This is a genomic window from Maribacter polysiphoniae (genome assembly GCF_003148665.1).
Lineage (GTDB): Bacteria > Bacteroidota > Bacteroidia > Flavobacteriales > Flavobacteriaceae > Maribacter_A > Maribacter_A polysiphoniae.
In genome coordinates this window covers 82,488-93,668 of the sequence record NZ_QGGQ01000015.1, presented here as the reverse complement: position 1 = coordinate 93,668, position 11,181 = coordinate 82,488, and the positions used below count along the sequence as shown (strand labels likewise).

Below are 11,181 nucleotides of genomic sequence, written 5' to 3'. Positions count from 1 at the left end.
ACGGCATCAAGGTCGATACTTCCGTTGAACCCACCGTTGGCACCTGTCACGTCGAACCCGGTTGCGGAAGCGGCCACATTGGATACCACTCCGTCTGCCCCCCCACCAGCAAGAGAACTTAGGTCTGCTGTGGCTCCTGCGACAGTTGCCGAATTGCTTAAGCTTAATATATTGGTCGTAGCATTGAATGAAATATCGGTTAATTCATTGGTGGCGCTACCATCTGCCTCAGCAGTTAGGTAACCATTATTAGAGACGGCATTGTCCACAAGGGTTTCCATAGGTACGTTACCGTTGAAACCTCCGTTGATTCCCGTAACGACCAAATTATTGCCTGTGGTTGTGATGTCGGTTACAACACCATCCGACCCGCCGTTGGCTATGATTGTTCCAATGGCATTGTCAATCCCATTTAAATGCCCTTCTACATTGGTAGCTGATTCCGTATAATTTGTAGGATTGGCGGCTACATCAACCTCGGCTGCATTTTGAATTTCGTTGGAGGCATTGAAATCCCCATCATTGACATTTAAGTTAAGTGTACTTCCATTATCAATGGATATATTTCCAGGGTTTCCATTTGTGGATAGGTCCTGATTATCACTACCCGTATTGTTAAAAGTCCCTAGGTCAACCCGTGTTTCAGTTCCTGATTCTGTCAATACCAGTTCATTGCCATCAATAATAGCACTTGTTAAAGTCTCATTTTGATCATCCAAATCCCCATCATTGGTAATATGATCCGAGATAGATGTGGTATTCGCACTGATGGCACTGGTATTCGTGCCTATATTCCCCGTATTGACCGCTATAGCATCACTATTGGTCTGTATATTCCCAGCATTGGTACTGATATCCCCTGCATTTGCAGCAATGGCATCCAAAACAGGTTGTTCCTCATAAAAGGCCCCGCCGTCAATACCGATCATAAGATCATTGCCGGTATCCCCGCTTACAATATCCACATTGGTGATATACCCCACAGTATTGGTAAAATAATCCTCAAGGTAGGTTTCTACCTCCACATTGTTCAAGGCTTCCACCCCAACCGCGTTTTCTTCAAGTTCGTTCGCGCCTACGGCATCGTTGCCTATTTTGTTCTGACCGATACTGTTGTCCTGTATGTCATCCCCATTGATACCCCCATCCACGATCTGTTCGGTACGGATACTGTTCGGGGCCACCTCGATATGGTTGTTTTCCCCATCGGTGGTAATAACGATCGTACTTCGGGTATTGATGAACGGGTCTGTGGTCAGGTTGGGAATGCCCCCAACTTCCTCACAGACATTGATCCATTCGGTACCGTTATAATAATGGATGCATTGCAGGTCGGTATTGTAGACCACGGCCCCGGGTAAGGGGGTAATGGCATTCATCTCTGCCGTTGATACACGGGTAACCACCAAGACCCGGGAACCGCTTTCGAGTTCCAATACCGATGAAGGGTCAATAGTCTGGGGATTATCCCCGATCTTGATCTGACCTTTGGCGGTAGTTGCCAATAAAAGTCCCAAAACCAGAAAAAATAGTGTTCTTTTCATACGTTTGTCTTAATTGCTTCTTTATCGATTTTACTACCCGATACCGTCGGATAGTGGCCTATTGTTCCAGGGAAATGCGTGCTTGGTGCCTTTTTTTCGGCCCCAACACCCCCTGTTTTTTTTCTTGTTCCTTATTTATACCCCTCATAATGAATGTTTTCCTTTCGCAAACCATTCGGATCGAGGGCTAACAAAAATAGAATTATATCAATACATTGTTAACTTTAGGAGATAAAATAACCGCTTATTGGGTTGAAGGGTAAACATGGGAAGATAAACACTTTCAAGCGATTGGCTTTATACACTTTGGTAAGTCCGGTTCCCGATTTTCCACGGTTAAAAACAAATTAACAAAAGTTTAGACCCGACTCCTTTTATATACCGTTTAGTTGTGTTTTCTTTATATCTCCTAAAATTAAGTTGATGAAAGGATTTTTACTCTCCGTATGTTGTTTGTTATTTGTGAGTGCTGGTTTTTCCCAAGAGGATGATGGCCGCAGCTTCCTTAGGGGGCAGGTACTCTACCGCAACAGCTTTGTGCCCAATGAGAACGTGATCAATACCACGGCCCAGAACGCGACGATCACCAATGACAGGGGGGAGTTCGTAATTCGGGTAAAAGAGGGTGATGAGCTTATTTTTTCCGCCATCAATTACCAATTGCGCGTCGTGATCATTACCAAGGAGATCATCGAAAAAGGAAGATTGGTGGTCGAGGTGAATGAAAAGGTGACCGAATTGGATGAAGTGGTGGTGACACCGGAACAGCAAGAAAAGTTCCTTCAGGTAAAGAACGAGCAATTCAAGGAGTACGAATATGATGTGGATCGATCTACCGAGGTAGAGAATATAGCCATGCCGCAATACCAGAGGGGTATGAAAGACGGTATCAATTTCGTGAACATATTCAAGGCCCTGGTGAATTCAAACAAAACAACACCGGAGGAAAAAAGACCCCAGTTAAAATTGAGTCAGGTTATGCGTCAGGTATATGACGACAGATTTTTTGTGAACGACCTGCATTTGCCCCAAGACAAGATCGATGCGTTTTTGATCTATTGCGACAACAAAATGCCTACAAGTACCCTTTTGAAAAAGGAGAACGAATTTGAGTTGATAGAATTTTTGGTGAACCAGAGTAAAACCTTTCTGAAGCAGATAGATGACGAGGAGTAGGTTACTTCTTCCCTTATTTTTAGTATTGGGTGCGGGTGTAAGTGCCCAGACCTTGCCAAGCAAACAGATAGAAGGTCGGGTCTACAGCGACAGCGGTGATGTGGCCGCTACCCATGTATTGAACATCACTTCAAAAAAAGCCTCGATCACCGATCAGGACGGTTTCTTTACGATTACGGTCAGACTAAACGATACCTTGGTGTTTTCCGCAGTGCAGTACAAACGCAAGACCATGCGTGTTACCCAGTCCGTCTTGGAAAGTAAATTGCTCTATGTGCCTATGGAGGAGCTGATCAACGAACTCGATGAAGTTATTGTAATGCCGTATAACCTTACCGGGGATATGGCCACCGACCTTGGTCGTACCCTAATAGATCCCGTCGTCACTTCGTCTACCTTGGGGTTGCCCAATGCGTATGTAAAATTGCCAACACAGGCAGAGCGTAAGCTGTTCGAAGCCACTTCCGGAGGGGGTTTTATACCCCTTAATCCTATTTTGAACGGTATTTCAGGGCGAACGAAGATGCTGAAACAACGGGTCGCCAGAAATGAAAAGTACGAACGCACCCAACGGGTACGGGCCTTTTATGCCGATTCACTCTTTACGACCGAGTTTAAGATCCCCCAGGGCAACATCGATGATTTTATGTACTTCTGTGAGGTGGATCCCGCATTCCAGTCCTTGGTCGATAGTCATGACCAGTTTAAAATCTGGGAATTTATGCGGAGAAAGAGTGTGGTGTACAGAAAAAACAATGGGTTGGACGATTGATTATCGATCCCTGTCGGGATTGGCCAAAAAGGGCTGTCCCATAGGGCGCAATAATCCGGATTAAAAAGGAGTATGGCACAAAGATTGATTAATTTTGACTGAAATTTTTAGCAAATGAAGTTTTTGAGAAGGAGTATGTGGCTCTTGCTTTTGCCTTTAATGGCTTTTACGGTTGCCCATAAGTTTTATTTGAGTGTGACCAACGTTACCTATAACGAAAAGCATCAGGCCATACAGATAACCTCACGCATATTTATCGACGATTTTGAGGATGTGCTCCTGGAGCGCTACGGTATAGAATCGCAATTGGCTACCCCATCGGAATCCCCCTTGGCCGATGCCTATATCGAGAAATACCTGAGGTCGAAATTCCTGGTGTACCTCAATGGGGAGCAACAGCAATACGATTTTTTGGGGAAGGAATACGATAACGATATAATGATATGTTATATCGAGATCCCCAAGGTGGCTGCCGATAGTATGGAGTCCATCACCATCCAGAGTGAAATACTGACCGATCTTTTTGAGGAACAGCAAAATGTGGTTCACTTGAAAATATTAAATCAAAAAAAGAGTTTTGTCCTTATTAGGGAGAATAATAAAGGAATGTTAAAAATGTAACAAGTTTTATGCAATCGTTTAAAAAACTTTAATTTTCGCCCTTATTTAATTTAGTAAGTAGTCTATGAATAGAATCAAGTATTGTTTTGCATCGATTTTCTTCTTGTTTGCAGCGGTTATGACTGCACAGGATGTTGAGCAAGGTGAAAGGGAACCAGGCCATGCCAATCAAAGTAAGTTCAGACAAATGTACCAGGAGTTCGCAACTCCGAATACGTATCGTTCCGCATCAGGAACGCCGGGGCCTGACTATTACCAGCAGCAGGCCAATTATAAGATAAATGTTGAGTTGGATGACCGGAATGCAAAGATCTATGGTTCAGAAACCATAACCTATATCAATAACTCCCCGGATGACCTCGAATTCCTTTGGTTGCAATTGGATCAGAACGTAAGGGCCAAGGACAGTAAATCCCCATTGCGGAATGGAGGAGGGGTTCCTTTGGCGGAACAACCCGAGGGTTTTATTGCCAAATACATGAAGCAGCCCTTTGATGGTGGTTTCAATATTGAATATGTAAAGGATGATTCCGGTAAGCCGTTACCCTATACGATCAACCAGACCATGATGCGGGTAGACCTGCCTGAGGTCCTAAAGAGTAAGGAACAGATTTCGTTCTCGATCAAATGGTGGTATAATATTCCAGACCATACCATCGACAGGGCGCGATCAGGGTACGAATATTTCCCCGAAGATGGTAACCGCTCCTATGTTATTGCCCAGTTCTTTCCTAGAATGGCGGTATACAGTGATGTAGAAGGATGGCAAAACCATCAGTTCTGGGGCAGTGGCGAATTTGCCCTTCCCTTTGGTGATTATGAAGTGAATATCACTGTGCCGGCAGACCACATACTCGATGCGACAGGGGAACTTCAGAATAGAAAGGAAGTATTTACCAAGGAAATGATGAATCGCTATGAGAAGGCGAAAAAATCATATGACAAACCGGTGATCATCGTCTCCCAGGAAGAGGCTGAGGCCGCAGAGAAAGGTTTTTCAGAGAAAAAGAAAACATGGAAGTTCAAGGCCGAGAACGTAAGGGATTATGCCTTTGCCACTTCCCGAAAGTTCATTTGGGACATGCAGGCCGTTAAAATGGGCAAAAGGGATGTGATGGCCGTATCCTTATATCCTAAGGAGGGCAATCCGTTATGGGAGGAATATTCCACCATGGCGGTCGTACAAACGTTAAAGACCTATTCAAAACACACTTTTGATTATCCGTATCCCAAGGCGATATCGGTCCATGCCAAGAACCAGGGAATGGAATATCCTATGATCTGCTGGAATTATGGTAGGCCCAATGAGGATGGTAGCTATTCTGACCGTACCAAATACGGTATGCTTAGTGTGATCATTCACGAAGTGGGCCATAACTTCTTCCCGATGATCGTCAACTCCGATGAGCGTCAGTGGGGATGGATGGATGAAGGGTTGGATACCTTTATGCAATATTTGACCGAACAGGCCTTTGGGGAAGAACATCCAGAGGTGATAGCGCCCAACAAGGCCTATCCTTCAAGAAGGGGAGATCCCAGTAAGATCGTTCCGTATATGAGTGGGGATCAAAGTACGATGGCTCCGATTATGTCGAACCCTGAAAATGTTTACCAATTGGGGGCCAACGCCTATGGCAAGCCAGCCACGGCATTGAATATCCTAAGGGAGACCGTTATGGGTAGGGAGTTGTTCGACCATGCATTTAAAACCTATGCCCAACGATGGAAGTTTAAACACCCGACCCCTGAGGATTTCTTTAGGACGATGGAAGATGCTTCCGCAGTGGATCTGGACTGGTACTGGAGAGGATGGTTCTATTCTACCGATTATGTCGATATAGGGGTAAAAGGAATCAAAAAATATTATGTTTCCGATAAGCCTGGCAAAAAAATGCAGGAATATTTGGAAGCTAGGAACCTGACCGTGGCCGATTTGCGACCATTGGTTTATTTGGCCGAGGAAGAAAGTGAGGATTCCGATTCCAATCTCAAGGGTAAGTCCCCTTCCCAAAATTCCGAAACCCTTAAGGAGTTCATGATGGATCATATGACCGCCGAAGAAAGGGCAGCCGTTAAGGAGCCTAAGTATTTTTACGAGATCACTTATGAGAAACCGGGAGGAATACCCATGCCATTGATCGTCGAGTACACCTATGCCGATGGGAGTAAGGAAGATATCACCTATCCCCCTGAAATCTGGAGAAAGAATGATGCAGAGGTGCAATTGGTGATTTCTACCCAAAGTGAATTGCTGGGTATTGTTGTGGATCCCAAGGCGGAAACCGCTGATATTGATACGACCAACAATTCATGGCCAAGGAAAGAGGAGCAAAATGACTTTGATAGGTTTAAGCAAAACATCAAAGGCTGATCATCCTTAATTAAAAATAAATAAGTCCTGATGATAATATCATCGGGACTTTTTCAATTAGCAATTAATCTTCACTATATTTGACGTATGTATTCGATGTTATATTTATTTATCAGCGGAGGAGAGATTTTCTTCATCATGTTCATCGTGGTGATGGTTTTTGGTGCGGATAAGATTCCGGGGATTGCCAAAGGCCTTGGAAAAGGCATGCGACAACTTAAGGATGCTACCGAGGATATAAAGCGGGAGATTCAGCGAAGTGCCGATAAACAAGGTATCGACACCAGTTTTGTTGAGGATATACAAAAAGACATCAGGGATGTTAAGGACAATCTACAGTCCGGTATTGGCGGTGATCTGAAAAAAGGTATTGACGACGTTAAGAAGAATGTCGAGGATGTTACGGGATCTATAAAGCGACAATAAGAATTTACCTATGCTGGAAAGAATTCTGCAATGGGATAGGGAAACACTGATATATTTAAATAGTTTAGGGATAGAGGAGTACGACCATTTCTGGTCTACGGTCACCAATATCTATACTTGGATCCCCTTGTTTTTGTTTTTTTTCGTCTTGATTTTTTGGAAATACAAACGAAGGGAAGCCATATTCGTAACCTTGACCGTTTTGGCCCTGATCGGGTTTATCCTTGTAGCCACCGATGTGACCAAAGGTTTCTTCGAAAGGATACGGCCCAATAATGATGAGGAAGTGAATCAATTGATCCGCATACTGCACCATCCGTCCACATTTAGTTTTTTCTCGGGCCATTCGGCCAGTTCCTTTTCAATAACCACCTTGATCGTATTGTTCCTTAGGAAAAGGGTAAAGTGGTGTTGGGTATTCTATATCTGGCCCCTGTTGTTTGCCTTGAGTAGGATTTATGTGGGGGTACATTACCCCGGGGATATCATTGTCGGAGCCTTGGTGGGTGCCGGGTCGGCATTTTTGTTTTATAACCTGTACACGCGTATTATCGTACCCTACTTAGGGTTAGCCCATCCCTAATGGGGAGCAACACGGTTTCGATCCGTGGATCGTCCTTCAACATTCGATTGTATTCCAAAAGAATTTTAGTGGTCTTGTCCTTCTCCTTTACGGGTTCAACCACTTTACCAGACCACAAGACATTGTCGGAAAGAATAATACTCCCAGAGGTCGTTTTCTGTAAGACTGTCTCAAAATAATTGGGGTATTCCTTTTTTTCGGCATCTATGAATACGAGGTCGAAGCTGAGGTCGAGGGTAGGGATGATTTTAAGGGCATCTCCGGTGTGTTGTATGATTTGGGGACCAAATGGACTTTGGTCAAAATACTTACGCTGTATGGTGCTTAGTTCCTCATTGACGTCAATGGTGTGCAATTGACCGTCCTTGGGTAGCCCTTCGGCAAGACATAAGGCCGAATAACCCGTATAGGTCCCGATTTCAAGAATATTGGTGGGGCGTATGATCTTGGATAACAGGCTTAGGACCCTGCCTTGAAAATGTCCCGTGATCATTCTAGGTTGAATGACCTTAACGTGGGTTTCCCGTGAAAGTGCCTTTAATAATTCGGGTTCGTTCTCGGAATGGTCCTGAATGTAATCCTCGATCACAGATGACAGAAAATGCATGCGTAATTTTTTTGTAAAAGTATGTAATTATGAACTACCTTGAAATTTCAATAGGTCGATGTTTTAATGTAAGTAGTTATGGACAGTATAATAATTAGGGCGGCGGTCCTCGATGATTTGGAGGTCTTGCGGAATTTTGAACAAGGGGTGATCAAGGCGGAAAGACCTTTGGATATGACCCTAGGGCCCGATCCCATATCGTATTATGATCTAAAGGCATTGATCTTGAATGATGATGCCCATCTCGTGGTGGCCGAGCTGGGGGGAAAGGTAATTGCATCGGGTTATGCCCTGATCAAAACGGCAAAACCGTATTTGGTGCATGACCGTTATTCGTATTTGGGTTTTATGTACACCGTTCCCGAATATCGCGGTAGGGGCGTGAATACCATGATTTTGGAAAGCCTAAGGGAATGGTCCTATGCAAGGGGATTGAAAGAGATTCGATTGGATGTCTATAGCGGAAACGAAAGTGCCATAAGGGCTTATGAAAAGGTGGGCTTTAAAAAGCATATGGTCGAAATGCGTTTGGAATAACCGTAGCGGTAATGCACTCTTTTTTTAATCTGAAATTGTACTTTTGAATAAAAGACTCCTATGCAATTTCAGAATACATTAGCCTTTGCCCAACAGTTGGATGCCCAGGACGAACTGCGTTCCTATAGAAATGAATTCCATTTTCCAAAGTGGGAAGGTAAGCAGGTCATTTATTTTACCGGGAATTCCCTCGGATTGCAACCCAAATTGGCCCAGTCCTACGTTGATGGGATTATGAACGATTGGAAAGAACTGGGGGTCGAGGGACATTTTCATTCCGACAAACCTTGGTGGGACTATCATGAGCGTTTGGCCGCCCCATTGGCAAAGATCGTGGGTGCCCATGCAGAAGAGGTTTCCGTGATGAATACCTTGAGTGTAAACCTTCATTTACTGTTGGTGTCCTTTTATCGGCCCACAAAGACCCGCTTTAAGATTTTATGTGAAGAAAAAGCCTTTCCCAGTGATCAATACCTGTTGCAGAGCCAAGTGCGCTTTCATGGTTTGGATCCCAAAGAGGCCATTGTTGAGGTTAAAAAAAGGGAAGGGGAACATTTTTGGCGTACCGAGGATATCCTATCCAAAATAGAGGAATTGGGTGATGGGCTCGCCCTGGTCTTGATCGGTGGGGTAAACTACTATAACGGTCAGGTGTTTGATATGGAGTCCATTACCAAGGCCGGTAAGGCTGCGGGTGCCATGGTAGGATGGGACCTGGCCCATGCCGCAGGGAACATTGCCTTGGAATTACACGACTGGGATGTCGATTTTGCCGCATGGTGCAGTTATAAATATATGAATAGTGGTCCCGGAAATGCTTCGGGCGTATTCATTAATAAAAAACATTTGGGTAAGGACGATATACCCCGGTTTGAAGGCTGGTGGGGAACGAAAAAGGAAACCCGTTTTTTGATGAAACCCGTTTTTGAACCTATGGCAACGGCCGATGCTTGGCAGATCAGTAATCCGCCGGTATTGGCATTGGCCCCGTATTTGGCTTCCTTACAGCTTTTTGAAGCCGTGGGTATGGACGCCTTGATCGCAAAAAGAAACCAAATCGTGGCCTATTTGGAGTTTATACTCCATGGGATAGCCCAAGAAGTAAAGGGGAGCTTCGAGATCATTACCCCCAAGGAGCGCGGATGCCAATTGTCGGTTTTGCTGCACGGCCATGGTAGACCTTTGTTCGACTACCTCATGCAACATGGGGTGTTGGCCGATTGGCGGGAACCCAACGTCATTCGATTGGCACCCGTGCCTTTTTATTGTTCCTATGAGGATATCTTCCGATTCGGGCAGATATTAAAGGATGGTATTTTGCTACAAAACGATTAGTGGTCAACCGCTATTTTAAGTAGTTTTACCGCTTTAGCACCGAAAAAAAACATGAATTCACTTCGATTGATCCTAAGCAATCCCAGATATTTTGGGCCTGCTTGGGTATTTGCCAGTATAAATATCCTTTTTGGTACCTGGGTGATCTATATTCCTTCGGTAAAGGAGAAGTTGGGGGTCGACAAGGCCGATTTGGGCATTGCCATCTTTTTTTTATCCTTTGGGGTATTCACCATTTTTCCCATTGCGGCGAAGATCATCAATAAGATCGGGGTGGGGAAGGCCACTGCCTTTGGTGTTGTTTGTAGCAGTGTCATGGCCCTATTCCCCCTATTGGCACCCAATTATTATGCGCTGATGGCCGGACTCTATCTTTTTGGGGCATGTACGGGTTTTACCGATATCGCCATGAATACCTTGGTGGCGGAGATTGAGAAGGAGGACAAGAAAATGTTCATGTCTGCCGTTCATGGTTTTTTCAGTTTGGGGGGTGTTTTGGCAGGACTCGGGAGTTTTTTTATCATACCCATTGGAAACCCCGCCGTACATATGCTTTTGGCGTTCATTGTAGTGCTTGTGGTGAATGCCGTTTTTTTTAAATATTATTATCATGTTAAGGCGGCCCCGGTGGATAAGGAGCCTTTTAATATAAAACTCCTTAAACCCTTGCTTGTCATTGGTATTGTCTCCTTTGTCGCAATGGGGAGTGAGGGGGCGATCATCGACTGGAGCGGTCTGTATCTAAAGGAAGTGGGTTTTGCTCCAGAGGCCCTTTGGGGAGCTGGATTTTTGGGATTTCAAATAACAATGACCTTAGGGCGTTTTGTGGGGGATGCCATAAGTACGAGGATAGGCTCGATAAAGATGGTGGTGTTGGGGGCCATAATCGCCATTGTCGGCTATGTGTTGATACTCTCCACATCGACCTATCTGGCCATTTCGGGGTTTGCCGTTTGTGGATTGGGGTATTCGGTGCTGGCACCCGTGCTATACCGTATTGGTGGTAATGTAAAGGGAATCGATTCCTCCCAGGGAATCTCATTTATAGCCGGACTGGGGTATACGGGTTTTTTGGTCGCCCCACCCATTTTGGGCTTTGTAGCCAAAAAATATTCCTTGGTTACCTGTTTTGTGATCTTATTGGGCTGTGCCGTACTTATTTTAATGGCAACCTTCGTCTTGAATCGAAAACGTGTGGAATCTTAAACC

The 11,181-nt window shown here is 44.7% G+C and carries 10 protein-coding genes and 1 pseudogene; 9 read left to right on the top strand and 2 right to left on the bottom strand.

Features of this window, described 5'->3' with window-relative positions; genetic code table 11:
- Nucleotides 1–1,544, bottom strand: a pseudogene (locus tag LX92_RS21060) (hypothetical protein); the annotation flags it as partial.
- Nucleotides 1,545–1,967: 423 nt separating this feature from the next.
- Between LX92_RS21060 and LX92_RS21055 the strand changes: the two are divergent.
- The 6 genes from LX92_RS21055 to LX92_RS21030 all read left to right on the top strand — a co-directional run bounded on the left by LX92_RS21055 (nucleotide 1,968) and on the right by LX92_RS21030 (nucleotide 7,493).
- Nucleotides 1,968–2,720, top strand: coding sequence for a hypothetical protein (locus LX92_RS21055; RefSeq protein WP_109654831.1), 753 nt, complete (start codon nucleotides 1,968–1,970; stop codon nucleotides 2,718–2,720).
- Nucleotides 2,707–3,492: a carboxypeptidase-like regulatory domain-containing protein gene (locus tag LX92_RS21050; protein ID WP_170117915.1), complete on the top strand. Its 786-nt coding sequence runs from the start codon at nucleotides 2,707–2,709 to the stop codon at nucleotides 3,490–3,492. Before LX92_RS21055 ends, LX92_RS21050 begins: the two co-directional genes overlap by 14 nt.
- A gap of 114 nt (nucleotides 3,493–3,606) precedes the next feature.
- Complete coding sequence (locus LX92_RS21045) at nucleotides 3,607–4,113, top strand: DUF6702 family protein (RefSeq protein ID WP_109654829.1); 507 nt, start codon at nucleotides 3,607–3,609, stop codon at nucleotides 4,111–4,113.
- Nucleotides 4,114–4,177: 64 nt separating this feature from the next.
- On the top strand, nucleotides 4,178–6,484 hold the full coding sequence (locus LX92_RS21040) for a M1 family metallopeptidase (RefSeq protein WP_109654827.1): 2,307 nt from the start codon (nucleotides 4,178–4,180) through the stop codon (nucleotides 6,482–6,484).
- An 87-nt stretch (nucleotides 6,485–6,571) separates the two neighbouring features.
- Nucleotides 6,572–6,910, top strand: coding sequence for a Sec-independent protein translocase subunit TatA/TatB (locus LX92_RS21035; RefSeq protein WP_109654825.1), 339 nt, complete (start codon nucleotides 6,572–6,574; stop codon nucleotides 6,908–6,910).
- Nucleotides 6,911–6,920: 10 nt separating this feature from the next.
- Nucleotides 6,921–7,493 carry a phosphatase PAP2 family protein gene (locus LX92_RS21030; RefSeq protein WP_109654822.1) on the top strand — a complete coding sequence of 191 codons (573 nt, stop codon included), beginning with the start codon at nucleotides 6,921–6,923 and terminating at the stop codon, nucleotides 7,491–7,493.
- Here the strand turns inward: LX92_RS21030 and LX92_RS21025 are convergent.
- Nucleotides 7,459–8,100, bottom strand: coding sequence for an O-methyltransferase (locus LX92_RS21025; RefSeq protein WP_109654820.1), 642 nt, complete (start codon nucleotides 8,098–8,100; stop codon nucleotides 7,459–7,461). The two genes, LX92_RS21030 and LX92_RS21025, sit on opposite strands and share 35 nt — an antisense overlap.
- Nucleotides 8,101–8,178: 78 nt before the next feature.
- Between LX92_RS21025 and LX92_RS21020 the strand changes: the two genes are divergently transcribed.
- The 3 genes from LX92_RS21020 to LX92_RS21010 are packed head-to-tail and all read left to right on the top strand — an operon-like array spanning nucleotide 8,179 to nucleotide 11,178.
- Nucleotides 8,179–8,637: a GNAT family N-acetyltransferase gene (locus LX92_RS21020; RefSeq protein ID WP_109654818.1), complete on the top strand. Its 459-nt coding sequence runs from the start codon at nucleotides 8,179–8,181 to the stop codon at nucleotides 8,635–8,637.
- Nucleotides 8,638–8,697: 60 nt separating this feature from the next.
- A complete protein-coding gene (gene kynU, locus LX92_RS21015; RefSeq protein ID WP_109654816.1) occupies nucleotides 8,698–9,972 on the top strand; it encodes a kynureninase in 1,275 nt (424 codons plus the stop codon).
- A gap of 51 nt (nucleotides 9,973–10,023) precedes the next feature.
- Nucleotides 10,024–11,178, top strand: a complete 1,155-nt coding sequence (locus LX92_RS21010) for an MFS transporter (protein ID WP_109654814.1) — start codon at nucleotides 10,024–10,026, stop codon at nucleotides 11,176–11,178.
- The last annotated feature ends 3 nt before the right edge of the window (nucleotides 11,179–11,181 follow it).